This is a genomic window from Desulfogranum marinum, assembly GCF_963675105.2.
Lineage (GTDB): Bacteria > Desulfobacterota > Desulfobulbia > Desulfobulbales > Desulfobulbaceae > Desulfogranum > Desulfogranum marinum.
In genome coordinates, this window is record NZ_CAXXRO010000005.1 from 518,268 (window position 1) to 543,044 (window position 24,777).

Consider the following 24,777-nt stretch of genomic DNA (forward strand, 5'->3'; position numbering starts at 1 on the left):
AGCTATGTACAGAAAAACAAAACATATTCATTTTGTCGGAATCGGTGGGATTGGTATGTCCGGGATCGCCGAACTGCTTTTGAATCTTGGCTATACCGTAAGTGGGTCTGACCTGCAGGTAACAGATATAACCGCAAAACTGGAGCAACTTGGCGCTAAAATCTATCGTGGACATGAACGCCAATGGGTGGGTGGTGCTGATGTTGTCGTCACCTCTACCGCTATTGCAGAAGACAACCCGGAAGTCGCTCAAGCCCTGGAAGAACATATACCCGTGATTCAGCGGGCAGAGATGCTTGCCGAGCTGATGCGGTTAAAAAAATACGGTATAGCAATTGCCGGCAGTCATGGTAAGACATCTACTACTTCTTTAGTTGCTACTATCTTAGGTGAGGCTGCATTGGATCCGACCATAGTGGTTGGGGGCAAGGTTGCAAGCCTGGGAGGTAATGCAAAGCTGGGCGAAGGTGAGTTCCTGGTGGCGGAGGCTGATGAAAGCGATGGTTCTTTCTTGAAATTGTCTCCTGTGATTGAAGTGGTAACCAATATTGATTTGGAGCATTTGGATTACTACCGTGACATAGAGCATATCAAAGATGTCTTTTTGGAGTTTATTAACCGATTACCCTTTTATGGCGTTGCAATTGTTTGTTTTGACGATAAAAATGTCGCTGCGTTGCTACCGGAGATCCATAAAAGAACCATAACGTACGGGCTGACTGAACAGGCTGATCTGTATGCTACTCGGATTGTCTCTGCCGATGGTGGTACCAGTTTTACCGTCAAGAGACGGCAGGAGGAATTGGGTCAGGTAACCCTCAACCGGCCGGGACGACACACTATCTACAACAGTCTGGCAGCTATCGCAGTGGGGCTGGAACTTGAAATTGATTTTTCCATTATCGCCACTGCACTGCAAGGTTTTCAAGGGGTTGAGCGACGTATAGAGGTTAAAGGCGAGTCCGGGGGGGTGCTGGTGGTAGATGATTACGGGCATCACCCGACAGAAATTCGGGCAACCCTCGATGCGGTACGAGAAGCCTGGCCGGAGAAGAGGCTGGTGGTAGCTTTTCAGCCCCATCGTTACAGCAGGACGCAGGGCTTGTTTGATGAGTTTACTACAGCTTTCCACCGGGCGGACGTATTGATTCTTACTGATATTTATCCGGCAAGTGAGGCGCCGATTGAGGGCGTAACTGCTTTGGCCTTGCAGGAAGCAATAAAAAAGCATGGACAACGCAACACTTTCTATATTCCAAGGCTCATTGATGCACCGTCCGAACTGCTTCCTCTTTTGCAGGAAAATGATTTGCTGTTAACCTTGGGAGCAGGCAATATTGTGCGTACCGGCGAACAAATGCTGCACCTTATTACCGAAAAAAATAGAAGGGATTAATGACCAGCAACCAGCGCAGACAATTAGAGCAGCGCGTTTCGCATGTGCAGTGGCATGTGGATATGGGGATTCATTCGACCTTTAAAGTCGGCGGTAGGGTGGATGCGTTGGTGAAAGTGAAAACACGAGGCGAACTTGCCGCTTTTTTGGTCTGGGCAGAAGCAGAAGGCATATCATGGACAATACTTGGCGGCGGGTCGAACATCCTTGTTGTAACCAGGCATGTAAAAGGTATGTTTTTCCAGCTTGGTGACCGTTTCACGGAAATTCAAGTGGCGGGAAAAAGGGAAACTGCCGGCAATATTTTTGTTAGTGTTGGCGCTGGATGCAGGTTAGGCAAGCTGGTTTCCTTTTGTTCGCAAAAGGCGTTGACCGGCATGGAATGGGCGACAGGCATTCCCGGAACAGTGGGGGGCGCGATTCGTATGAATGCAGGTGCCCATGGAAGTCAAATGGCCGATATCGTGCATTCGGTGATGCTGATGGACCACACAGGGCAGGAGTGGGAAGTGCCTGCAGAAGAGATTACTTTTGGGTATCGGACAACTTGTTTGCCCCGTGAATCAGCAGGGCAGCGATATGTTATAACCGGTTGTACTTTGCAGTTAACATCAGGGGAAGTACAACAGGTTCAGCAACGATGCAGAGAATACGCCCATTGGCGGAAGTTACACCAGCCAGGCGGATCGGGATCTGCAGGGTCTTTTTTTAAAAACCCGAAGGACGATTCAGCCGGGCGATTGATAGAGGCGGTTGGCTTAAAAGGTTTTCAGTTGGGTGGAGCAAAAATTTCCGACAAACATGCTAATTTCATCATAAATAATGGTGGTGCCGTACCGCAGGATATCATCAATCTCATGGAACTTATACAGGAAAAGGTCGAAACAGAAATAGGGGTTCAGCTGGAACCGGAAGTACACATTTATTAAAGGATATCGAAACAGTATGGTCGCCTACACACCAGGAGGCTTTTCTCCCCGCCCACCAAAGAAAAAGAAGGGGGTATTGGTGCGCATACTGGATCGCTTGAAAAGAAAAATTACCAGGAAAAAGCACAATCCCTCGCCGCCGGGAATGCAGCATTCTATTGTGGGTGCCCAGCGTCAGGCACAGATTAAGTGGTACTCACGGGGCGTGGCGACTCTGGTTTTTCTTTGCGTTATTGCCGGTTTTTTTTCCTGGGGGGCCTATGCGCTCCTCATGCGCTCAGATGTTTTTCGACTCACCGACATACAGGTAAAAGGGCAAAGGGTAAGTGCTCTGCCACAGATTTTAAAAAAGGGAAACATTGAGCAGGGGCAGAGTCTGTTTGCCGTGAATACCAAAGCAGCCGAAAGGGCGATCAGCAGTTTGCCTTGGGTAGAGCGGGTTACTCTTACAAAGCGATGGCCATCGGCAATTGAAATCAAGGTCAGGGAGCATCGACCGCTGGCACTGGTGAATATCGAAAATGCTTCCGGCAGTAAGTTGTTTTATCTTAATAATAAGGGGGCGTTGTTTGCGCCCTTGCTTTTGGGGCAGGATTTTGATTATCCTGTCATTACCGGTATTAAGTGGGGAACAGTAAAATCGGCAAACCAACTGCCTCAAGGTACCTTGGCGGAATCGGCACTAGTATTGCTGAAGCTGGCCGCCAAGGGGAATGCTATTCTCCCTATACAATCAATATCTGAAGTACATGTGGATAATCGGCAGGGGTTGATAGTTTATTTGGTTGATCAGCCTTTTCCTATCTACTTCGGGACAGAAAAAATTTATACCAGGTACTACCGTCTAGTAAAAATTCTGGAACGGCTGTACCGCAAAAAAAAGATAGAAGGGATTGCATCCATCCGGATGGATTACATGGAAAATAAGGTCTTAGTCGCTCGAGCTGAACTTGACAGGTAGGGTAGCATGGAAGAAATCGAAGTACGTGGATCCGGTGAGCTGATAGCCGGGCTGGATATAGGTACAACAAAGGTCCTGGCTGTTGTCGGCGAAATTTTTGAAGACAGGATTGAAGTGGTTGGGGTGGGCACTGCTGCGTCATCTGGGCTGAAGAATGGTGTTGTCGTCAATATTGAGGCAACGGTCAAGGCGATTCGCCAGGCTGTTGCCGCTGCTTCAGATCAAGCTGGGTGTGATATTGAGACAGTTTACGTCGGTATTGCCGGCAATCATATCAAGGGCTTTAATTCTCCAGGGATCATTGCCGTTAATAATCAGGAAATAAAGGAAAAGGATATTGAGGCGGTTATCAGGGCTGCCCAGACCGTCAAAATATCCGATAATCAGCAGATAGTTCATGTTCTGCCGCAGGAATACATGGTCGATGACCATACTGGTATTCAAAATCCTCTTGGTATGACCGGTGTTCGTTTGGTGACCAATGTCCATATCGTTACCGCTGATGTTACTGCTCTGCATAATCTGGTTACAAGCTGCAATCGTTCCGGTTTGGCCGTATCAGAGATTGTATTGGAATCAGTGGCTTCGTCCCATGCGGTTTTAACTCGGGATGAGATGGAGTTGGGTGTTGTCTTGATTGATGTCGGCGGCGGAACAACTGATCTGGCCATTTTTTGTAACGGCACCATCAAACATACCTGGGAACTGGCCCTTGGGGGGAACAATTTAACCAGTGATCTGAGTGTGGGGCTGCGTACGCCCCTCCAGGAGGCGGAAGAATTAAAATACCTGTACGGTGGTGCTTTGTCGTCAATGATAAAAGAAAATCAGATCATTGAAGTTCCGACTGTGGGCGACCGTAAGCCGAGAAAGGTTTCACAGCGGGTGATGGTCGAAATTCTTGAAGCCAGGATGGAAGAAATTCTGCAGATGGTTAACAAAAATATCTGTGGCTCAGGGTATCGTAACCGGATAAATGCCGGGGTGGTAATAACCGGCGGTACCGCTTTGTTAGCCAATATTGTCGAGATGGCCGAACAGATTTTTGATCTGCCGGTGCGGATTGGTTATCCCAGTGGGATGGAGGGTCGAATGGAGGATGTTAATTCCCCTCGTTGCACCACCGGAGTAGGGTTGGTTCTGTATGGCAGTAAGGCAAATCACTACGTGCCGAAAGAGAGCAGCACGATGGTGAGTAAGTTGAAAAATTGGTTGAAACAAATTGTATAGATTTCCTTAAAATACCTTTGGTCTAAGAACAATTAATGGTATATTCGAGTGCAATTAATCTAGGAATATTGTTCATGGGAGATGAGCATGCCGTTTAGAATGGCTGAAGAAGAATCTGTTGCTGTAATCAAGGTAATCGGTGTTGGTGGCGGTGGTGGTAATGCTATCAATACAATGGTTGAAAACCGGTTGGCCGGAGTGGAGTTTATTGTGGCCAATACGGATATGCAGGCACTTGAGAAATCACGTGCTGATGTCCGTCTGCAACTGGGACCAGGGATAACCAAGGGCATGGGCGCCGGTGCTGACCCCGAGATGGGGAAAGAATCTGCCCAGGAAAGCTACGAGGACCTGCAGCAAGCTATGCGGGGTGCGGATATGGTTTTTGTCACCGCCGGACTTGGTGGCGGCACGGGAACAGGCGCTGCACCTGAGATAGCGAAGCTCAGTAAAGAAGCAGGAGCACTGACGGTTGCGGTTGTGACTAAGCCATTCTATTTTGAGGCCAAAAAGCGGATGCGTAACGCAGAGGCTGGTTGGGAAAAACTCAAAGAGTATGCCGACACCATTATCACCGTACCCAATGATCGGCTCCTTGGTTTGATGAACAAAAATTCCACCTTGGTGGATATGATGAAGATGGTTGATAATGTCCTTTTACAGGCCGTAAAAGGTATTACCGACCTTATTAATCTCCCCGGTCATATCAATGTGGATTTTGCCGACCTTAAAACAGTCATGAAAGAAGTCGGGCCGGCAATTATGGGATCTGGTGCAGCAGTCGGTGAGAATCGTGCCAGTGAGGCTGCCAAGCGGGCGATCGATAATCAACTGCTTGAAGATGTCGGTATAGATGGTGCAAGAGGAATCCTTATTAATATCTCGGCCGCCGAAGAAACCCTGACCATGAATGAGTTCATGGAGGCTTCTGCCTTGATTCAGGAAAAGGCGCATGATGAGGCTAATATTATTATCGGTGCCTTGTTTGATGAATCGCTGGGAGATGAATTACGGGTCACTGTCATCGCCACTGGTATTTCAAGCATTGATGAAACGGAAACCATATCTCAGCTCGAAGTTGTGAGGAGAAATCAGGAGCCGCCACAGCCCACCGCCAAAACGAGCCAGGTAAAATCCGTAGCGGAAGCCGATGGCAAATTTACAGGGGGGGAAAGTAACTCCTTTGCCGCAGCCAAACCTAACAGACAGCCCCAAGGATTGCCTTCGATGCCAAGGCCGATTTTTGAAGATCGTGAAAACCACGATTATGATGAGCCTGCCTACCTGAGGAAGAAGGCAAATTAAATAAATTTCAAGGGAAAGAGAGAAGATGCCCCTGAGTCAGACTAGGAGTTTGTCCGAGAAAAGGGCATTTTATTTGTATCAGGGGGCGCTTAAAAAACAAGCACCGGCACATATACGATATTAGAGCCTGCGTTTACCTCCAAACTTTATTTTGTGAGTATGCCCCCTGAGTCGGGCGAAAATAACATTATCGAACCGACTCCCTGTTAACAGAACAACTGCACCGTCGACGCCTGGATCCACAAGATGGTGCTGGTTCTACCTTATGTGCAGTTCAACCGGTGTATTGTATACTTGTTCCCCTTACTCGCTAAAGAAATCGGTACTGTCCACAAAAAATGGGCAAACCGCCTGCCTGTTGCCTTAATTTATCCCAATACTTATTCCGTAGCGGTTTCCAACCTTGGCCTGCAAATTGTTTATAATTTGCTCAATGCATACGAGGGGATTGTCTGTGAAAGGTTTATCTATCCTGATACAGGTTCCTCTTTTCGCTCTCTTGAAAGTGGGCGAGCCCTCTGTGATTTCCCTGTAATTTGTGGTTCTATCAGTTTTGAAGAGGATTATACCCGGTTGGCAGCAATGCTGCCTGCTGGACGGGTCGAACCGTTTGCGGAAAAAAGAGCTGCTTTCATTGCTCCAGGCAGCCCCCTGGTGATATTGGGGGGAGTGGCGGTTTTTATGAATCCAGAGCCACTCGCGCCTTTTGCCGATGTTATGGTTATCGGCGAGGCTGAAGGCATTCTTGCGAGTCTGCTCACTGTGGTGGAGCAGTGTGCCGGCGCTGACAGGAAAGATGTTTTGCAGCAGATAGCAAGGCAATGCCAAGGATGCTATGTGCCGAGCCTATATACTGTTGCCTATGATGATCTGGGAAAAGTGGAGCAAGTGACCGCTCCACCGGGAATCCCGGCTCGAATTAAAAAGGTTATAGCTCCGCCACAGGAAAGAGCAGGACATTCGCAATTGCTGTCACCTGAGGCCGAACTTAATATGTACATGGTGGAACTCGGGCGCGGCTGCAGTCGAGGCTGTCGTTTTTGCGCTGCCGGATACATCTATCGTCCTCCCAGGTTGTGGAACAGTGAAGCAATTTTAAAAGCATTTGCTGAGCGACCGGCAAGTGTCGATCGGGTAGGAATGCTTGGCATGGAGATGGCTCACTCCGAAACCCTTGATACCATAGCCCAGTACCTGCACACAAATAACTGCTCGCTTTCGTTCTCCTCTCTTCGAGCGGATCATATTTCTGATAAATTACTCTCACTGCTCGCCGCCTCTCATCTCAAAAGTGTTGCGATCGCTCCAGATGGTGCTTCAGAGAGGTTACGCAGGCTCATCAATAAAGGACTGAGTGAAGAGGATCTGCTTTCTGCTGCCATCAGATTAGCAGAGGTAGGGATTTTTCACTTGAAACTCTATCTTATGATTGGGTTACCCACGGAAACCAACCAGGATCTTGAGGAGTTTGTCAACCTCGTTAAAAAAGTACAGCAAGCACTTTTACCCATTGGCCGCAAACGTGGCAGGTTAACGGAAATCAGCCTGTCCGTGAATTCTTTTGTACCTAAACCATGGACTCCCTTTCAATACTGTTCTTTTGGAGGGATTGATACTGGGCAGGCAACGGGAGAACAGTCTACTGCCCAGTCAGTCATGGCGTTGAAACAAAAAATAAAGTATCTTCGAAAAGCCTTGACTAAAGTGCCCAATTTTCGGATCAAGGTCGATCGTCCTGAACGGGTTTTACAGCAGGCCGTGTATGCCAGAGCAGACAGGAGGATTGCCCCGTTGCTGATTGATGTGGGCATGGGCCGGTTAACATTTAAACAGGCTCTTAAACAATATGATCTCAGTAGCTGGCAGTATGCTGTTCGACCTCGGGAAGGTGATGAACGTATGTGCTGGGAAGTCGTTGATCATGGGCTGAAACCTGGATATCTCTGGAAGGAATATGCAAAATCAATGGCAGGGCAATTTACTCCGCCATGCGAAACAACTCTATGCCGCCGCTGCGGTATATGTGGCGAAAATCCCCCGTCCTGATATTCATCGGCTGGGAAATTTTTTCAAACACGGAAAAAAAGGTGACGGTCTACTGCCGTTTGAGCTGGTAAAGTATTTTTCCTTTACAGCCTTGCTGGCTATGCTGATTACCTCTTTCGTCCTTTCCTGGATGATTTCAAACAACGCCCGAAGTGTACTGCTCAAAAGAAGCGAGGCCTATTCGCAACTTTTTGCAGATAATCTTAATCGTCAGGTTTTTCTTCAATTTGTTTTGCCTACCGTCGTTCGCTATGGCCGCATCGCTCTGTCCGAAGAAAAACAGTATAACCGTCTTGACCAGATTGTTCGTAATATTACCCGTGGATTACGTATCGATTCTGTGACCATTTTTGATGCAGGTGAAAACAGGATCAGCTATTCGACCAAGCCGGAATTAATGGGCAAACTCAATATGGGTGGTCTAGAATATCAAAAAGCGTTGGAGGGAGAGAATACAACCATCGTCATAACCGGTGGGTCGCTTTTCAGTTTACTGCCTGGAATGCCGGAAGTTTTTTGTACACTCAAAACCTTTGTCCCTTTTCACCAGGAAGACCGATTGGGCAAGCGTACCGGCGAAATAATGGGTGTGGTTGAAATTCGCCAGGATCTTTCCGATGACCTAAAAGCTATCATCAAGCTCCAGGCCAGGATCATCGTTTTTTCTTTATCCATTATGGGCGTTCTTTTTGCCATCCTCAGCTTGATAGTTGTCAAGGCTAACCGTACCATGACTCGGCGCGCAGCAGAACGTATTCAGCTGGAAGAACAACTCAACAAGGCTCAGCGGTTGGCATCACTTGGTAAAATGGTGGCTTCTGTTTCCCATGAGATAAAAAACCCCTTGGGTATCGTTAGATCCACTGCGGAAATTTTACTCAAACGAATTGCGTCTGTTGCCCCTGGAAATGAGCATCTTGCCGGCATTATCGTAGAAGAAACAACCCGTTTGGATAACATCGTCCGAGAATTTCTTGATTTTGCACGTCCACGGGAAGGTGCCGTGAAGCAGGAATTCATAAATAATGTCGGCGAGCGGGTGATGCGTTTTATGGAATCAGAATTTGCAAAGAAACAGATAGCCGTTGAGGTGGATTTTTCCCCTGATCTGCCACTTGTTTCTATGGACAGCGAGCAAATTTACCAGGTCGTTTTTAATATTGTTTTCAACGCAATTCAGGCAATGGAACAAGGCGGGACGTTGACGATGAAAACCGGTTTTGATATTGACCAAGAGCAGGTGTGGTTGACGGTCGATGATACTGGACCGGGTATTGAGCTTGATAAACAGGAACAGATTTTCACCCCATTTTATACTGAGAAAAATCGAGGGACCGGGCTGGGGTTGTCTATTGCCAAAAGCATTGTTGAAAAGCACAACGGACAGATAACTGTACAGAGTCAAATGGGAGTGGGAAGCAGCTTTACCATCATTCTGCCTGTGCAACCAGCGGAAACAAACTGAGGCCCATGAAGATAGGCTTTTGCATTACCTCTCATGGCTTCGGGCATGCAGCTAGAGCCGTAGCGGTGATGCAGGCTCTGGCTAAAAGAGAGAGTGTGGAGTTTGTTATTGCCACCACTGTTCCGAAATGGTTTTTCAGCCAATCTCTGGAGGCCCCCTTCATCTATCATTCCATACTCACTGATATCGGCATGGTGCAGCTGACGGGACTGGAGGAGAATATTCCAGCCACAGCAGCAGCCCTGGATACTTTCTATCCTTTGACTCGGTCAAAAATAGAGGCTTGCGCTGCTTTCTTTTCTCAATGTCGAATGGTGATTTGCGATATTGCGCCATTGGGAATCCTGGCTGCAAAACAGGCAAAAATCCCTTCGATATTGGTGGAAAATTTTACATGGGATTGGATCTATGCGGCTTATGAACAGAAAAGTGCCTCCCTTCGTAGCCACATAGACTATCTCGATCACCTTTTTCAACAGGCCGATTTTCACGTGCAGACAGAACCTGTCTGCCTGTCTATAGGCTGTGATTGCCGTGTCCCGCCGGTTGCAAGGAGTATAAAAGCATCAGCGCCGGCGTTGCGGAGCAGATTTAGTCAAGGCAGCGACAAACTGGTACTTGTTACCATGGGCGGTACGAATCGGGATTCCTTTTCCTCGGTAGGGGTACGGGCCAAAAAAGGGTACTCGTTTGTCGTCACGGGCAATGAGGGGCCAACGATAAATGATGGCAATATTTGTTATCTTGACCGGTGCTCTTCAGTGTATCATCCGGATCTTGTAGCAGCAGCTGATATCGTGGTTGGCAAAGTCGGTTATTCCACCCTGGCCGAGGTTTATCAGGCAGGAAGTGTGTTTGCCTACATATCCAGGCCTTATTTTCCGGAGGCTGAAGTGTTGTGCAAGTTTGCGGCAGAGCATATGGCCTCGAAGCAGATAACAAGAGAAGCGTTTTACAGCGGCAGGTGGGCGGAGGAACTTGATGATCTTATCGCACTCAAGGGGCAGGCGTTTTTTCCGGTCCAGGAGAACGGTGCCGAACATATAGCTGATTTTCTTCTTAGGCTCGCCTGACCAGAGCTCGGGGGGATGAGCCATGAAGTATTCCGGTTTTCACTCTGGGTATGGGCTGTTTTCACTTGTTTTGCAAACGTGTCACAGCTACTATGTACTTGATTCTTTTTGTGTATTTGTATGTTTGTCCTTTTTGCACAAGGTTTGTTGTGTAGCGTTGTTTCACAAAGGCTAATAATTGCAACCCCGTCAGGATAAATACCATTGCTCATGCCATGAATAATTTACCTAAGGACAGTATATACCGCTTACTTGCAGAAAATTCTAGGGATCTTCTGTGGGCAAAAGACCTGGAAGGGCGATATATTTTTGTCAACAGTGTCGTCTGCGAAAAATTGCTGATCGCCGACGGGATAGAAGAGCCTTTGGGAAAAACAGATCTCTTTTTTGCCCATCGACAACGGGCACTTTACCCTGACAATCCCAACTGGCATACCTTTGGCGAACTGTGTATGGATTCAGATCAGGTTGTTATCAAAGAGCGCAAAGCGCAACGCTTTGATGAGTTTGGCAACGTCCAAGGTAAATTTCTTTATCTGGATGTATATAAATCACCGCTTTTTGATGACCAGGGGACACTGATCGGTACTATGGGCAGCGGTAGAATAGTCACCAGGCAAAGGAAACAGCAGCAGCAACTAGAGCAGAGTGAAGCTCTTTTTCGTTCCTTTGCTGAAACATCGCAGGATGTTTTTTTCAGGCTCGACAGAACTGGGCGCATTACGTACCTGTCGCCTGCAAGCAGTGTGTTGCTCGGTGTCAATCACGAGGAGTGGGATGGCCGTCATTACCTTTCAGGTATAGCCCATGAAGATCATGCACTTGCCGGTAAAGCATTTTCAGAACTGCTTGCAGGTAAGGACAAGGAAAGCCTCATTCTGCATACCTTCGGCAAAGACGGGATGCCCGTGTGGATGGAGATTCATGCAACCCCTTACTATAAAAAAGAGGGGATTGCAGGCGTTCAGGGGATAGTGCGAGATATATCAGAACGAAAACAGTATGAAGAAAAACTCCATTTGTTCAATCAGCGTTTGATAAAGATGGTTGAAATCCGAACCCGGGAACTGTTTATAAATACTCAGCTCCTGCAAAATGCACTGGATACCGTTGCAGCGGGAATCGGTATTGTCAGCCAAGGCATATTCAGCTATGTCAATGACACCATGGAGAAACTTACCGGGTATAAGGCTGAAGAGCTGGTCGGTAAACAGTGGGAGATGCTTTTCACCTCTTCCGACAGAGCCAATTCCGTTGTTGAGATGAACAACAATAGTGATCAGGACGATAGTAACCAGCCCGTTGAAAGACTGTGGCGCAGGAAGGACAATACGTATTGTAACGTATTGTTAAGTGTACAGTCAGTTGTGAAGGAAAATCAAGCTCAGGGCGATTTGCTTGTTACTGCTTTTGACATTACTGCCGCAAAACAGGCCGAAAGAGAAGCCTTACAGGCGTATAATGAACTTGATCAGATCTATAACGTTGCCATTCCTCTTTGCCTGCTTTCAACTGCGTGTCGAGTCGTCAGGGTGAATCAGGCCTTTTGCCATTTCCTTGGCTTGAGCGAAGAAAATATACTGGGAAAAACGGGTGAAGAGTTGTGGTTATGCAACCATTGCCACACTGCCAAGTGTTATTTAAAAATGTTTGCAGCAGGGGCTGCAAACATAGTGGAGGATGTTGAACGTACCATTAATGGGCAGGAAAAGATTTGTACAGTGCATGCTGTCCCATTCAAGGACACCGATGGAAAGTTAAAAGGGATAGTGCTTACTTTTTTGGATATTTCGGCTCAGAGAAAAATCCAGAGAGATTTAGAACATACGCAAAAACAACTGATACAGGCGGAAAAATTCAGCGCAATCGGTGCCTTGACAGCTTCGATTACCCATGAATTTAATAGTCCTGTCTGTGGCATAAAGAATGTTCTGCAGCGAGTACTTCGCAAGGCTGATATGGGTGAGATGGAGTCCTCTCTCATGCAGCTGGCTCTGGATGAATGTAAACGGATCGAGCAAATGGTACGCGATCTTCAAAATTTCAGTGTGCCGCCAACAACAGAAAAAGTTGCATTTGACCTGCATACAATGCTGGACAGTGTTGCATTGTTTTTAAAGAAATATCTTAAGCAGAATAAGGTGTCGCTTAATTTTGCCTACACAGGGACGCTTCAGGTGGTAGGGGCAAAGGATCAGCTCAAGCAGGTTTGTCTTTCTTTAATCATCAGAAGCATAAATAGCATACCGGAAACCGGAGGCTCTATTATTCTGACCACAACTCGTCACGCCGACCACATCGAACTAGTTATAGCCGATGATGGCCAAGGGCTTAACGCAGAGGAAGTCATGGGGCTTTGGGATCCACTTGATTCTTCCTGTTCTGCGAAAAGAGGAGGGGGAGCAGGGCTTGCCATGTCGCAGAGTATTGTTCGAAATCATGGCGGTGATGTCAATGTGCAAGCTACCCCTGGGAAAGGAACGGTGGTTAAGGTATTGCTGCCTGTTGAGCCACTTTCAAATACGGTGAGGTACTAATGGAACAACATTCCATTTTAATAGTAGATGATGAGCCCATTGTACGCCATACCCTGCAGCAGGACCTACTCGACCAGGGATATTTGGTTGATTCTGCAGAAGGGGGCGAGATCGCCTTGCAAAAGCTGGCCAAGAAGGAATATTCTCTCATTATCACCGATCTTATAATGGGAGAAATGAACGGTCTTGATTTACTGGATGCTATCAAGCAAAAGCGTCCAGAGCAGGCTGTATTTATTCTTACCGGTTACGGGCGGTTGGAGTCGGCAATCGCTGCGCTGCGGCTGGGGGCAACAGACTACTTGCTGAAACCTTACGACTATGATGAGATGATTCTTCGAGTTGGACGTTGTCTGGCCATGCAGAAAATGGAGAAAACTCTTAAAATGTATGAAAACCTGTTGTCCATTTGCAGCGAATGTAAAAAAATACGTGATGACAGTTCGACAACAAAAGAAAAAGGGGAAAACTGGATTAGCATTGAAAAGTATCTGAGCAAGACCACAGGCAGTGACTTGAGCCATGGTATCTGTCCGGAATGTTACAAGAAAAAGATCAAGGAGCTGGATCTGTTCATGAAGAAGACGAACCAGCCCACAAGGAAAGAATAAGCAGGCGGCCTCGGGTTTGGCCCGAAAACGCAAGTATGATGCAAGCGATAGCTGGCAATATCAAATATTTTTTACTGTATCCGACACTTCACCAGCTCGAATTCCTTATGAACGTTTTGATTTTACACTCAAATAATTGATATTATTGCTTAAAGAAGAGTGTTTTAATTAACCGTCTATTTTTCGTTTTCAATCAAAAGGTTTCCCTTTCGGGCCAATAGATTTTTCCGCAGGATCTATGCTACTAACCGCTTGCGGTAGTTTATTACCGGAGTCTTCGCTTACCTGTTGCGCGGTTTGTGCCTTGCCCTGCGAAAAATTTTATTGATGAAAAATCGGGGCTAGAAAAAGTGAGCAAAAAATATTATGCATTTATGCCCCTGTATCACAAATTTCGGTTATGACTATTCGTACTGTTTTATTGGTTCATTACACCAACGAGAGCTTCAGCAAGAGGCTCAATTTGTGATTGTTTTAGCCCTGCAATATTGATACGACCATTGGTCACTCCATAAATAGCATACTTCTCTCGCAACACAGCCATCTGTTCTTTGGTGAGAGGGAGCATGGAAAACATACCGTTTTGTTGCGAAATGAGCTGTAGTTCGGGTGCAGCGTTGAGATCGGCCAGAATAGCCCCCAACTTCTGACGAGTTTGCTTAATACGGTTTCGATAAACCGATAATTCATTCAGCCATGGAACGGGGTTGTCGAATAACAAGTTGGCAACAGCAGCGCCGTGTTCCGGCGGCATCGAGTAGTTTGCACGAGTAATAGACTCCAGAAGGGTACGGATGCTCTGCAACTTATTGGAGTCAGGTGTTACTATCATTGCAGCCCCGGTTCGTTCACAGTAAAGCCCCATATTCTTTGAGCAACTGGCTGCAACAAGGACCAGGTCCAGTTGGTCAACAAACAACCTTAATCCTGCTGCATCCTTGTCAGGAGCTTCAGCAAATCCCTGATAGGCAATATCGACAAGGGGAACAATGCCCTTTGCTTTAAAAACGTCAGCAAACTGTTGCCATTGCTCAGGGGTTGGGTCAATTCCGGTTGGATTATGGCAACATCCATGGAGCAATACGATATCCCCCTCATGTGCATCTTCCAAGTCGGTGAGACAAGTTTGAATATCCAGTTCTCCTGCTTGCTGCTGCCATCTAAATGGCTTTACTGTAAGACCAACACTCTCCATTATTGGCTTGTGATTGATGTAGCCGGGATCTGTGTTCCAGATAATAGAATTTGGGGAAAGGTGAGCAACGAACTCTGCGAGCAATCGTAAAGCACCAGTACCACCCACGGTTTGAATGGTGCACTGCCTGTTAAGATTCTCACTGTCACCCAATAGGAAACTGGCTATCTGGTCATTAAACTTCAGATTGCCGGATAACTCGCCGTAACACTTTGATTTCGCTTGTTTTGCTAATTCGTGCTCAGCGTCCTTCACAACCTGCATAACGGGAGTTACTCCTGTTTCATCCCGATAAACGCCGACAATCAGGTTAACTTTTTCTTTTCGATTGTCTTGGTTAAACAGGCTAATCAGCTCCCATAGAGGGTCTCCAGCCATAGTAGATAAGTTATGTAACATGAGTTGATCTCCACTTGATATTATAAAAAAATGAGCATTTTGTTCATTTTCTATCTGATTGATTGAAATAGTATAAATTTGAACTAATTGGTCTTTTAATAAAAAGGCAAAATGCTCATGAGAAATTCCGACTAGTAGATACCGGCAACTTTGTCGACGCTTTTATTTCTTTTAAAGCAAAACTTGTTTTTACCGACGTTACTCCTGGAAGCCGTCGGATAACATTTCGTGATAATTTTTCATAAGACTCCAAGTTTTCCGTCACGACCTGCAACAGGTAATCCGACTCTCCTGAGATATTGTGGCAAAACAAGACTTCTGGGATTTCCTGAACAGCCTGTTCAAATTTAACCAAAGTTTGCTCCATATGTGTGGAAAAACTGATTTCCACAAAAGCCAATACCCCAAAGCCTAAAAGCTTACGATTCAGGTTAGCCTGATAGGCCTGAATGTACCCCTCTTCTTCGAGGCGTTTAAGTCTACGCCAACAGGGTGTTTCGCTCAAATTGAGTGTCTCTGCCAGTTTTACGTTGGGTGCTCGACCATCTTCTTGGAGCAGGTTGAGTATGGCGCAATCTGTTTCATCAATTTTATGTTTTGGCAATTTATTTCCTCTGTGCGGTTAAAAATGAAATAATCTTTCGAATATTGCCTTATATTAAGAAGGAAAAGCAAGGATATTCCAATGATTAGATGGTAAAGTTTTCATTAAATCCTTCATTTTAATGAGTCACCAGAGGTTAACTATGGAAGCTTACAACCCTGAGCATGCACTATTAAAAGCGCGTAGAGAATTCGGAGAACACGGCGGTGTTGCCCCATCCATTTCAAGGTCTTCTACATTTACGGTCATGCACCCCAAAACCATGCCGGAAATTTTTGCTGGTCTCAGAGGCCCTGAACAAGGTGGGTGTTTCTTGTACAGTCGCCATTTCAATCCTACTGTAGATGTTCTGTCCCGTTATCTTGCCGCCATGGAAGGTACTGAAGCCGCAATCTGCACAGCCAGCGGCATGTCAGCCATATCCTGTACTATCCTGCAAATATGTAACAGCGGCGACCATATTGTGGCCAGTGAAAGTATATATGGAGGGACCCATGCTCTCTTTGAATCCCTTTTACCCCAGATGAATATCAGGACAACTTTTGTTGATATCACGGATCTTGAAGCGGTTAAAGCTGCAATGACGCAACAAACAAAAGTGATTTACACGGAAACCATGGGTAACCCCACCCTTAAAATTGCTGATATCCCTGCGCTTGCAGAAACAGCACACCAAAGGGATATCAAGTTGGTGGTAGACAATACCTTTTCACCGCTGATTTTTACGCCCAAGATCCTCGGTGCCGATGTGGTGGTGTATTCGTTGACAAAGTACATCAACGGGGCCAGTGACCTAATCGCAGGCGCGGTCTGCGCAGATAAGTCCTTTATCCAGGATTTAATGGATCTGCATACCGGCCGAATCATGCTGCTGGGACCGACTATGGATCCTCGGGTAGCTTTTGATATCCTGCAGCGGATCCCACATCTTCCCATCCGTATGCGGGAGCACAGTAGAAGAGGGCAAGCAATGGCGCAAATGCTGAAACAGATGGACGTCAAGGTTTGCTATCCCGGCTTACCGGAGCATCCCCAACATGAAAAAGCTCAGGATTTAGGCAATGACGGATATGGCTTAGGTGGCATTCTGACCATTGACTGTGGAACACGGGAAAAAGCGGAAGAATTGATGGATGTACTGCAGAACGAAGAATCTTTTGGCATGATTGCCGTTTCCCTTGGGTATTTCGATACGCTGATCAGCTGCTCCGGCTCCTCCACATCTTCCGAGATCAAGACTGAAGACCAGCAGAAGATGGGCTTATCACCAGGGCTGCTCAGGATTGCTTTGGGATACACCGGCGACCTGGAAACTCGGATGGTGCAAATGAAAAGAGGGGTTCAAAAAGTTTTAACTGGAGTTGAGTGATGAAATCTACCGACATTGCCAGAAACTTTTGGATAGGTACTCTGAAAACGCATCAGGATTTTGTTTTTGTTGGCGCAAAAGTCTCTAAAATCGTCACTCATTCCCAAGACTGTCGTGACGATATGCCAATTAAAAGAAATGAATATGGAACGATTGATTATAAATACTACGCAAAAAAAGGCAGGCAGATTCGTTCTAAATCGGCGGGGTTAGTGTTTAAAGCGTTAATATCGTATATGACTGTTTTAGGAAGTATTTTGTTTGTTATGATCTGATTTTTACTGATACGCCACAGAAGGCAGCCACAACACCAGCTCGGGCCAGAAAACCACCAGCAAAAGGCCGATGACCTGCAGTATGATAAAGGGAATCACCCCTTTGTAAAGATCGCGCAGTTCTATCTCAGGGGGGCACACCCCGCGAAGATAGAAAAGTGCGAATCCCACCGGAGGCGTGAGAAACGAAGTCTGCAGGGTTACTGCCACCAGGATGGCAAACCAGATCAGGGTGGGATTATCCAGATGGGGCCAGTGGCCGATGTCCAACCCTAAGTTGGGCACGATGGGCGCTAGGAGCGGTAGGATGATCAAGGTGATCTCAATCCAGTCCAGGAAAAATCCCAGCAGAAAGACCACACCCAGGATAACAGCCACCAAACCATAAGGGCCCAACGGCAGACTGGTTAAGGCATTTTCAACGAACGCGTCTCCGCCCAGTTCCCTGAGGACCAGAGCGAAACAGGTGGCTCCGAGTACGATCGCAAAAATATAGGCCGTGGTGCTGAAGGTTTGATACACCACTTCTTTAAGAACGGTCAGGCTCATTCGCCTGTTGACCACGGTCAGCACCAACGCGCCCACGGCACCAATGCCGCTGGCTTCCGTTGGGGTGGCAACCCCGAAAAAAATGCTGCCCAACACCGTGAAAATAAGTATGACAGGTGGAATACAGGTCCACAGCACCTTGAGTACAAGCCAGACATCCATCCTGGTGTCGGCCTGGGCTTCCGGCAGGGGGGCCTCACCTGGTTTAATCAGTGCCAGGACTAAAATATAAACAATATAAAGAGTGCCCAAAAGCAGGCCAGGAAACAGTGCGCCCATAAACAGGTCGCCCACAGACAGGCCCAGACGGTCGGCCATCATGACCAGCATGATACTGGGGGGAATCAGGATGCCCAGCGTACCTGCGCCGCAAATCGTGCCGATGGACAGTGTCTTGGAGTACCCCTGCTTGAGCATGACCGGCAGGCTCAAGAGCCCCAAAAGTACCACTGATGCACCTATGATACCGGTGCTTGCCGCCAGGATAATGCCGATCAGGGTGACGGTAACCGCAAGCCCCCCGCGCACCTTGCCGAAAAGCGCTTGTATGCTGTGCATCATTTTTTCGGCAATGCCGGAACGATCCAGCATAAGGCCCATGAAAATAAACATGGGCAGCGCCACCATGATCCAGTTGCTCATGGTGGCAAACATGCGGTTGACCACCATCCCGATAGCCATAAAATCCAGACCGGTCATGGTGTCCAGATACATATCGGAAAGATAGCCAACCAGGGTAAACAGCATGGCCACTCCCCCCAGAATCAGGGCAATGGGAAACCCGGTGAACAGTAGACCTATGAAGGTCAGCATCATGGCGATGACCAGAATATCGTTAGGCTCCATGCTGCTGATTCCTTTCTATGCTGCCGGTTAAATACAGTACAGCCCGTGCAATGCGGGCCAGGGCTGCCAAAAAAAACAGACCAAAGCTGATGGGTAACACAGATTTGATGATCCAGTAACAGCACAGACCACCAGGGGAGTTGGAGCGTTCACTCACCCGCCATGCAGCGGCTACAAAGTCCATCCCATGGCTGATCACCACATAGCACCAGGGCAGCACCAGGATGAGTAGACCCACCATGTCGATCCATGCCTTGGTGGTACGGCTGAACCTGGCGTGGAAAAGGTCCAGACGGACGTGGCTGTTGGTGGTCAGAGCATAGGACAAGCCCATCATGATGCCCACACCGTACAGGTGCCACTGGAGCTCTTCCAGGGCGACCGAGTTATAATTGAAAATGTAACGCATGCTTACCTGAACCAGAATAACACCAATCAGCAGCAGGTTGAGCCAGGCCACAGTCTTACCAATGCAGACAACCAGCTTTTCTATCCCCCTGACAAATATAAAAAGGCTGTGGGGCCTCTGCGGGGCTGTGGGGTTGTTCATGGGAAACGTCCTTTCATCAAGGCAGGGTTAAGGGCGATCAGGCAGACAGGGGTCAAGGAGGTTGTCCCGGAATAGCAATTTTAAAAGGGTATTCCGAGGCAGCCTCCTGATCGCTTAGCGTACCCGATTAGTAGTTACTTGGCGGTGGGGGGTTCTGGGCGGGGCAAAAAGCCCACTGAGGCCCACTGTTTATAGTCAGCGCGGAATTGCTGAATATCCTTCCATACCTTATTGAACATCTCGTCTTTGGCGGCTTCCTCGGCAGCCACTTCCAGCCATGCGTTTTCAAACGCAGTCAGCATTTCGTCAGACCAATACATTGTTTTGACGCCGTGCTTTTCGCTATTTTCGCGAAGCACTTTGCCCTGCATGCCGTCGCTCAGGGCCAATGAGTACAGGGTCGCGGCCATGCAGGTAGTTTCAATCAATGTCTTTTGCTGGTCATCCAGCTGATTCCATACGTCCTTGTTGATCAGCAGTTCCTGCACGGTGGAGGGCTGGTGCCATCCGGGAAAATAGTTGTATTTAGCAACCTTGTGGAAGCCCAAAGGAACATCGCACACCGGCTGGGAAAATTCCGTGGCATCAATCAACCCTTTTTCCAGGGCCTGGAAGATCTCACCTGCAGGCAGCATGGTGACGGCCACCCCTAATTTTGTCACGACTTTGCCGCCAATGCCAGCGATGCGCATTTTGATGCCTTTAAGGTCCTCAGGAGAGTTAATAGGTTTGGTGAACCAGCCCGAGGTCTCCGCGCTGATGATTCCGGCAGGCAGCACTTTAACATTGTAACCGTAGTGGTCATACATCTCCTGATACAACTTCAGACCATTTCCATAGTAGTACCAGGCAATGTATTCAGCGGGTTCCGGGCCAAAGGGAAAGGAGCTGAACAGTACACTTGCTGGATTTTTGCCCGCATAATAGAACGCGGCTGTGTAACCGGCGTTGGTTTTACCGCTGCTCACTGTGTCCAGTACTTCCAGCGGGGGAACCAGTTTGCCGGGTTCATACAGGCGCATTTTAATGGTGCCCTGGCTGGTGCTGTTGATCCGGTCGGCGATAAAGCCGATGATGTCATCACCCAGCACCGGCACGCTGAAAGGCACCGAACAGGGCACCTTAAGCAAGACTTTTTTAGCCAGAGCCGGACCGGCCCCGCCCATTAAGAAGGCAAATGCCAGGGCCATGATCAGCCCCGTGTCCATAAGCCTGCTGAACGTTTTTGGTGTTACCCTTTTGAATTTCACCTGATTCATCCTCCTTAGCTCCTTTCACCAGTGTTGTTTGTTAAATTTGATGCCATTCTTATTTCATGCGGCTGCATAGCGGCATCTCTTAATTTGGCCGGCACTACAATCAAAATATGTAATTACTCACGGGAGTTTAACTGGGCGTAATTGATATCCTCCAAACCGTAACTGTTTTCATGTCCCACAGATTTGGCCAGGCGTGATTCTTCGTTATCGTTGGCCCATGCGGGGAATCAAGCTTGACTGAAGAGGTAAGCGACCAGCGGAAGACTCCGTGGAGTGCCTGTTAACAGTTACAGAAATATTACTAAACTGAAATGGGTTATTATCCGTATTTTGTACCCGTGTCAACTCATGCGGTTAAATTCTCGTAACTGATCACAGGGTTTGCAGCTCCTTGGTTTTTCATGCTACAGGCAGGTAACTGGTCACAGGTGGCCCAGATTTGAACTAGCACGATTGGCAGCAGGTAAGCGACCGAAGAGAGACTCCGTGGGTTCCTGTGAGCAGTTACAAATTCTCATCTACCAGCTGTATGGGATGAACCATTTTCAAAGGATCGTCCGGTTTCAGATGCAGCCTGAGATGCAAATGACATCCGGGACATCCCGTGGCCCAAAGCCGGGCACCGGTTTCTTTTGCATGTTGTATCTTTTTGGCGGCAATCTTTCCGGCAATATCAGGGTGTTCATAGGCAAAGGACCCGCCACCACCGCAACAGGAATCCGCATCTACGGACGGGCGGAAATCAATGCTCGGCAGTTTTGCAATCAGCTTTTCAACCTTGTTTTGAACCCCCTGAGCGTTTCTCAAGTGGCATGGATTGTGGTAGGTGACAGGTTGAACTGTTGCATTCGCATTCAAATGAGGCGCTAGCAACTCAAAATGGTCGGCAATAAATTCGGAGGCATCAAATACTTTTTTGGATAAGGACACCGCCTCTTCTGCAGGGCGCCCTAAAGATTTGAGCAGAGCCCCATACCCATGTCGCAGTGCGGAACCACAGGTGGCACAATCCGTTAAAACAGCCAGCGCATCGTCCTGATTGAACAGCTTGATATTTTTTTCGATATTGGAGGCGGCTTTGTCGGTCTCGCCATGGATAAATATCGGCAAAGCACAGCAGACCTGGCCTTTGGGGATCACCACATCATACCCCATTATTGTCAATACCCGGACAATGCTCTTGCCGGTATCTTCGAATATATGATTGGTGGCACAACCTGTGAAATACAGAACTGTTCCCTGGTAATCCCCCACATGTGTATTGGTCTCGGGCATCTGATCCAGGAAAGGACGAGCATTGAGTTTTGGCACCTGCTTAAGATTGTAATCGCCAATATCCACATCACGAAACAGTCCCTTCAGCACTTTGTTGCGGCCAAATCTTGCGACACCGGCGGCAAATTTAAGTTTTTTTTGATCGCTGAGCAGATGATAAATGATGCGTAGCGGCCAGGTGGTTCCAAGCTCTGAGGACAAAGCACTTCGAAGTTTCATAAAGAGAAGGTCATGCGCAAGGGAACTCGGGCAACCTGCAGTGCAGGTGCCGCACATCAGGCATTTTGAGAACACCTCATTGAGCGGATCAGACAAGCTCAGTTTGTCTTCCGTCACAAAACGGCTGAGCTGCACCTTGGATCGTGGACTCACGGTTTCATCCAAGGTCGTCTGGTACACCGGACATTTTTCAAGGCAAATGCCGCATCTTGCACACTCCTGGGCCTCTGACCTGTCGCATTGATGAAGATTCATTTACCCCTTTTATACAAACTTGCCAGGATTTAATATATTGTCCGGGTCAACGGATCTTTTGACCGTGCGCAGGAACTCAATCGTATCCAGATTCATGGACATTGGAAGGAATGATTTTTTGGCAAGCCCGATCCCATGTTCTCCGGAAAGGCACCCTCCCATTTCCAGGGCCAGTTCAAAAATTTTTTCAATTGCCTTTTCCACCCGCTGCCATTCTTCCTTGTTGTTGATGTCGGTGGAAATCGTAGGATGCAGATTCCCATCACCGGCGTGGCCGACAATACTGATCTTCAAATCAAACTCTTCTGCAATTTTTCTGCACCCCCGGATCATGGCAGGGACTTTGCTGACCGGAACCGTGGCATCTTCAACAATCGTGGTCGGGGATAACCGGCTTAAAAGCCCGTATACCGTACGTCTTCCCTTCCAGAGTTCATCGGCCTGTTCTTTGCTGTGTGCAATCACGATGTTGCCTGCGCCATTGTTTTTGGCAATGTGACCGATTTCATGAATTTCTTTTTCAACCTGTTCTTCGGGCCCGTCCACATCCACCAGTAAGATGCCTTCTGCATCCCGCGGCAGACCTATGTTCATGTGATTTTCAATGAGATTGATCACCTCATTATCCATCAACTCCATGGCTGCCGGCAAAATTCCCTGACGGATCACCTGGGAAACGGTTTTTGCCGTGTCATTCAAGTTATTGTAAACCACCATGGCGGTTCTGACCGCTTTGGGTGCGGGCACGATTTTCAAGGTAGCCTCGGTAACAATGCCAAGGGTTCCTTCGGAACCGCAAAAAAGCCCGGCAGGCCGGTATCCTGTGACATCCTTGACATTAGGGCTACCCATCCGGATCACTTTACCGGATGCCAGAACCACCTCAAGCCCCAGGATATAATCGACAGTTACCCCGTACTTCAGACACCTGGGTCCCCCTGCATTTTCCGCGATGTTCCCGCCGATGGTTGAGATCATGAAGCTGCTTGGATCCGGAGGGAAAAAATACCCATGGCTCGAAAGCGCTTTTTGCAGGTCCCCGTTTATAACCCCCGGCTGCACCACGACATAACGGTCTTCAGGTGCGATATTTACAATCCGGTTCATCTGTGTCAGGCAGAGCACTATCCCCTTTTCAGCCGGAATGGAACCGCCGCTGAGGTTCGTACCGGCCCCTCGGGCCGTGACCGGAACTTTCTCTTCACTTGCCACTTGCATGATTGCTGAAACTTCTTCGGTTGTTTTTGGAAAAACAACGGCCCATGCACTGGCTTCTTCAATATATGCGTCGTATGAGTGGGCAGATATGGCGACCGGATCATCTTTAAAACGATCTGCGCCAACGATTTCAATTAAGGCTGCTTTTATTTGTGAGGACAGCATCATACACTCTTTTTCATCCTAACCCGAATTTCTCATGAACATTCTGCTCTCTTTAAATCGCATTGATTTTCACTGTATCGTTTTGAAAAAAATAGGTAACTGTTCAGCAGCACCCCACGGAGTCTGCGCTTACCTCTCTCCACGATCTGCCCTCCCAGCATGCCGATGTATCGAGTTCGGGGCTTACCTGCTAATCGGTCAGCTTGTGAACATTTTGAGCACTGCTGAGCAGTTGCAGGTCGGGGGAAATTGTCAGCTTTTAGTTCTCCACTGAACAGTTACTAAAATATTTTTTCAAAAATGACAAAGTGTTCATGAGAAATTCGAGTTAGAAGCTGACTTCTCCATAAAGAGAAAAAAGTCTTATTTATATTTAGTGTGTTACAAACACATGCCATTGAACATCGGGGCATGCTGCATATACACGATCAACGGATGGAAAGGGTCCCATTGTTTGAACTGAATTTGAGTATGAGTAAGAAGGGAAATGGTAATGTAATACTATTCAATACATCCCGGCGACAGATCCTGAGTGGAGGCGAGTTGCCCTGGTTGTTTGTAACTTCTCTTTTTCAGCCGGAGATCAAAAAAAAACTTTAAAGGCATTGGGGCTCAGCTTGGGAAATACAGTTTCGCGCTTATTGGGTTTTATAAGAGGATGTTTCTTTCTTGTCTGGGTAAAACACCGCACCTTGCTGCAGTGTACCATTAAGTGTTTTTTCAAGGACGGTCTGCCAGTCGCCGATAATGCCATCGAGCACATTTATTTTTTTCCAGACCAGAAAGTTGTAATGTAACTCTTCAATGCCATTGCAAACCATAGCCGTAATGTGTTCTTCAATAATCATATGGCATAGCTCTTCATCCGATGGGCGTTCCATGATTATAGTCTTAGGTTCTCCGAGCAGTGAACCATCTTCATATCTGGCAATGAGAACCTCGGTTGCCAGATCGAACCTGGGTGCGACAAAATCGCCTTGAATGGGAATCATTAATTTATGCACATTAGAAACCTCGGTTCATATTAATCAATGGTAAATTGATAG

Annotated in this window: 20 protein-coding genes; 12 read left to right on the forward strand and 8 right to left on the reverse strand. The window is 47.5% G+C overall.

Translation table 11 applies throughout. From position 1 onward, the window contains the following. Positions 1-4: 4 nt before the first annotated feature. From murC to ACHZCY_RS22850, 10 genes are all read left to right on the forward strand, one after another. Positions 5-1,396, forward strand: coding sequence for a UDP-N-acetylmuramate--L-alanine ligase (gene murC, locus ACHZCY_RS22805; protein ID WP_319550516.1), 1,392 nt, complete (start codon positions 5-7; stop codon positions 1,394-1,396). Continuing rightward, positions 1,396-2,325, forward strand: coding sequence for a UDP-N-acetylmuramate dehydrogenase (gene murB, locus ACHZCY_RS22810; protein WP_319550517.1), 930 nt, complete (start codon positions 1,396-1,398; stop codon positions 2,323-2,325). The genes murC and murB overlap by 1 nt, the downstream gene beginning before the upstream one ends. 16 nt (positions 2,326-2,341) lie before the next feature. Beyond that, positions 2,342-3,286, forward strand: coding sequence for a cell division protein FtsQ/DivIB (locus ACHZCY_RS22815; protein WP_319550518.1), 945 nt, complete (start codon positions 2,342-2,344; stop codon positions 3,284-3,286). 6 nt (positions 3,287-3,292) lie between these two features. Next, complete coding sequence (ftsA, locus tag ACHZCY_RS22820) at positions 3,293-4,516, forward strand: cell division protein FtsA (protein WP_205220793.1); 1,224 nt, start codon at positions 3,293-3,295, stop codon at positions 4,514-4,516. Positions 4,517-4,603: 87 nt separating this feature from the next. Further along, positions 4,604-5,821, forward strand: coding sequence for a cell division protein FtsZ (gene ftsZ / locus ACHZCY_RS22825; protein ID WP_205220792.1), 1,218 nt, complete (start codon positions 4,604-4,606; stop codon positions 5,819-5,821). Positions 5,822-6,067: 246 nt separating this feature from the next. Then, a complete protein-coding gene (locus ACHZCY_RS22830; protein WP_319550519.1) occupies positions 6,068-7,867 on the forward strand; it encodes a radical SAM protein in 1,800 nt (599 codons plus the stop codon). Then, positions 7,776-9,332 (forward strand): two-component system sensor histidine kinase NtrB, encoded by a 1,557-nt coding sequence (locus tag ACHZCY_RS22835; RefSeq protein WP_319550520.1) that lies wholly within the window; start codon positions 7,776-7,778, stop codon positions 9,330-9,332. Before ACHZCY_RS22830 ends, ACHZCY_RS22835 begins: the two co-directional genes overlap by 92 nt. 5 nt (positions 9,333-9,337) lie before the next feature. Continuing rightward, positions 9,338-10,405: a glycosyltransferase family protein gene (locus ACHZCY_RS22840; RefSeq protein WP_319550521.1), complete on the forward strand. Its 1,068-nt coding sequence runs from the start codon at positions 9,338-9,340 to the stop codon at positions 10,403-10,405. A 215-nt stretch (positions 10,406-10,620) separates the two neighbouring features. After that, positions 10,621-12,942: a PAS domain-containing sensor histidine kinase gene (locus ACHZCY_RS22845; RefSeq protein WP_319550522.1), complete on the forward strand. Its 2,322-nt coding sequence runs from the start codon at positions 10,621-10,623 to the stop codon at positions 12,940-12,942. Then, positions 12,942-13,553, forward strand: coding sequence for a response regulator (locus ACHZCY_RS22850; protein ID WP_205220787.1), 612 nt, complete (start codon positions 12,942-12,944; stop codon positions 13,551-13,553). The genes ACHZCY_RS22845 and ACHZCY_RS22850 overlap by 1 nt, the downstream gene beginning before the upstream one ends. A gap of 418 nt (positions 13,554-13,971) precedes the next feature. On the opposite strand, the gene ACHZCY_RS22855 is transcribed toward ACHZCY_RS22850, so the two are convergent. Beyond that, positions 13,972-15,147, reverse strand: coding sequence for an amino acid aminotransferase (locus ACHZCY_RS22855; RefSeq protein WP_319550523.1), 1,176 nt, complete (start codon positions 15,145-15,147; stop codon positions 13,972-13,974). A 115-nt stretch (positions 15,148-15,262) separates the two neighbouring features. Further along, positions 15,263-15,751 carry an Lrp/AsnC family transcriptional regulator gene (locus ACHZCY_RS22860; RefSeq protein ID WP_205220785.1) on the reverse strand — a complete coding sequence of 163 codons (489 nt, stop codon included), beginning with the start codon at positions 15,749-15,751 and terminating at the stop codon, positions 15,263-15,265. Between the two features lie 142 nt (positions 15,752-15,893). On the opposite strand from ACHZCY_RS22860, the gene ACHZCY_RS22865 reads away from it, so the two are divergent. Together ACHZCY_RS22865 and ACHZCY_RS22870 are read left to right on the forward strand one after the other, a co-directional pair. Next, positions 15,894-17,120, forward strand: a complete 1,227-nt coding sequence (locus ACHZCY_RS22865; RefSeq protein ID WP_319550524.1) for an aminotransferase class I/II-fold pyridoxal phosphate-dependent enzyme — start codon at positions 15,894-15,896, stop codon at positions 17,118-17,120. Next, complete coding sequence (locus ACHZCY_RS22870; protein WP_319550525.1) at positions 17,120-17,395, forward strand: hypothetical protein; 276 nt, start codon at positions 17,120-17,122, stop codon at positions 17,393-17,395. The genes ACHZCY_RS22865 and ACHZCY_RS22870 overlap by 1 nt, the downstream gene beginning before the upstream one ends. A gap of 3 nt (positions 17,396-17,398) precedes the next feature. Here the strand turns inward: ACHZCY_RS22870 and ACHZCY_RS22875 are convergent, their stop codons facing one another. The 6 genes from ACHZCY_RS22875 to ACHZCY_RS22900 all read right to left on the reverse strand — a co-directional run bounded on the left by ACHZCY_RS22875 (position 17,399) and on the right by ACHZCY_RS22900 (position 24,735). Continuing rightward, positions 17,399-18,790, reverse strand: a complete 1,392-nt coding sequence (locus tag ACHZCY_RS22875; protein ID WP_205220783.1) for a TRAP transporter large permease — start codon at positions 18,788-18,790, stop codon at positions 17,399-17,401. Then, positions 18,780-19,340 (reverse strand): TRAP transporter small permease subunit, encoded by a 561-nt coding sequence (locus ACHZCY_RS22880; RefSeq protein WP_319550526.1) that lies wholly within the window; start codon positions 19,338-19,340, stop codon positions 18,780-18,782. Before ACHZCY_RS22880 ends, ACHZCY_RS22875 begins: the two co-directional genes overlap by 11 nt. A gap of 134 nt (positions 19,341-19,474) precedes the next feature. Next, entirely contained in the window at positions 19,475-20,530 is a 1,056-nt protein-coding gene (locus ACHZCY_RS22885; protein WP_394713466.1) for a TRAP transporter substrate-binding protein, read from the reverse strand. A 573-nt stretch (positions 20,531-21,103) separates the two neighbouring features. Further along, entirely contained in the window at positions 21,104-22,348 is a 1,245-nt protein-coding gene (locus ACHZCY_RS22890) for a (Fe-S)-binding protein (RefSeq protein WP_319550528.1), read from the reverse strand. 9 nt (positions 22,349-22,357) lie between these two features. Further along, a complete protein-coding gene (locus ACHZCY_RS22895; RefSeq protein WP_319550529.1) occupies positions 22,358-23,734 on the reverse strand; it encodes an FAD-binding oxidoreductase in 1,377 nt (458 codons plus the stop codon). Positions 23,735-24,369: 635 nt separating this feature from the next. Then, on the reverse strand, positions 24,370-24,735 hold the full coding sequence (locus ACHZCY_RS22900; RefSeq protein WP_205220778.1) for a NifB/NifX family molybdenum-iron cluster-binding protein: 366 nt from the start codon (positions 24,733-24,735) through the stop codon (positions 24,370-24,372). Positions 24,736-24,777: the final 42 nt, after the last annotated feature.

Excerpts from the sequence above, each read along its gene's own strand:
- ACHZCY_RS22835 (WP_319550520.1), top strand. The coding sequence starts at position 7,776 with ATGCAAAATCAATGGCAGGGCAATTTACTCCGCCATGCGAAACAACTC.
- ACHZCY_RS22880 (WP_319550526.1), bottom strand. The coding sequence starts at position 19,340 with ATGAACAACCCCACAGCCCCGCAGAGGCCCCACAGCCTTTTTATATTT.
- ACHZCY_RS22815 (WP_319550518.1), top strand. The coding sequence starts at position 2,342 with ATGGTCGCCTACACACCAGGAGGCTTTTCTCCCCGCCCACCAAAGAAA.
- murB (WP_319550517.1), top strand. The coding sequence starts at position 1,396 with ATGACCAGCAACCAGCGCAGACAATTAGAGCAGCGCGTTTCGCATGTG.
- ACHZCY_RS22895 (WP_319550529.1), bottom strand. The coding sequence starts at position 23,734 with ATGATGCTGTCCTCACAAATAAAAGCAGCCTTAATTGAAATCGTTGGC.
- ACHZCY_RS22845 (WP_319550522.1), top strand. The coding sequence starts at position 10,621 with ATGAATAATTTACCTAAGGACAGTATATACCGCTTACTTGCAGAAAAT.
- ftsA (WP_205220793.1), top strand. The coding sequence starts at position 3,293 with ATGGAAGAAATCGAAGTACGTGGATCCGGTGAGCTGATAGCCGGGCTG.
- ACHZCY_RS22890 (WP_319550528.1), bottom strand. The coding sequence starts at position 22,348 with ATGAATCTTCATCAATGCGACAGGTCAGAGGCCCAGGAGTGTGCAAGA.
- ACHZCY_RS22885 (WP_394713466.1), bottom strand. The coding sequence starts at position 20,530 with ATGGCCCTGGCATTTGCCTTCTTAATGGGCGGGGCCGGTCCGGCTCTG.
- ACHZCY_RS22830 (WP_319550519.1), top strand. The coding sequence starts at position 6,068 with ATGGTGCTGGTTCTACCTTATGTGCAGTTCAACCGGTGTATTGTATAC.
- ACHZCY_RS22875 (WP_205220783.1), bottom strand. The coding sequence starts at position 18,790 with ATGGAGCCTAACGATATTCTGGTCATCGCCATGATGCTGACCTTCATA.
- ACHZCY_RS22840 (WP_319550521.1), top strand. The coding sequence starts at position 9,338 with ATGAAGATAGGCTTTTGCATTACCTCTCATGGCTTCGGGCATGCAGCT.
- ACHZCY_RS22855 (WP_319550523.1), bottom strand. The coding sequence starts at position 15,147 with ATGTTACATAACTTATCTACTATGGCTGGAGACCCTCTATGGGAGCTG.
- ACHZCY_RS22865 (WP_319550524.1), top strand. The coding sequence starts at position 15,894 with ATGGAAGCTTACAACCCTGAGCATGCACTATTAAAAGCGCGTAGAGAA.
- ACHZCY_RS22870 (WP_319550525.1), top strand. The coding sequence starts at position 17,120 with ATGAAATCTACCGACATTGCCAGAAACTTTTGGATAGGTACTCTGAAA.
- ftsZ (WP_205220792.1), top strand. The coding sequence starts at position 4,604 with ATGCCGTTTAGAATGGCTGAAGAAGAATCTGTTGCTGTAATCAAGGTA.
- murC (WP_319550516.1), top strand. The coding sequence starts at position 5 with ATGTACAGAAAAACAAAACATATTCATTTTGTCGGAATCGGTGGGATT.
- ACHZCY_RS22850 (WP_205220787.1), top strand. The coding sequence starts at position 12,942 with ATGGAACAACATTCCATTTTAATAGTAGATGATGAGCCCATTGTACGC.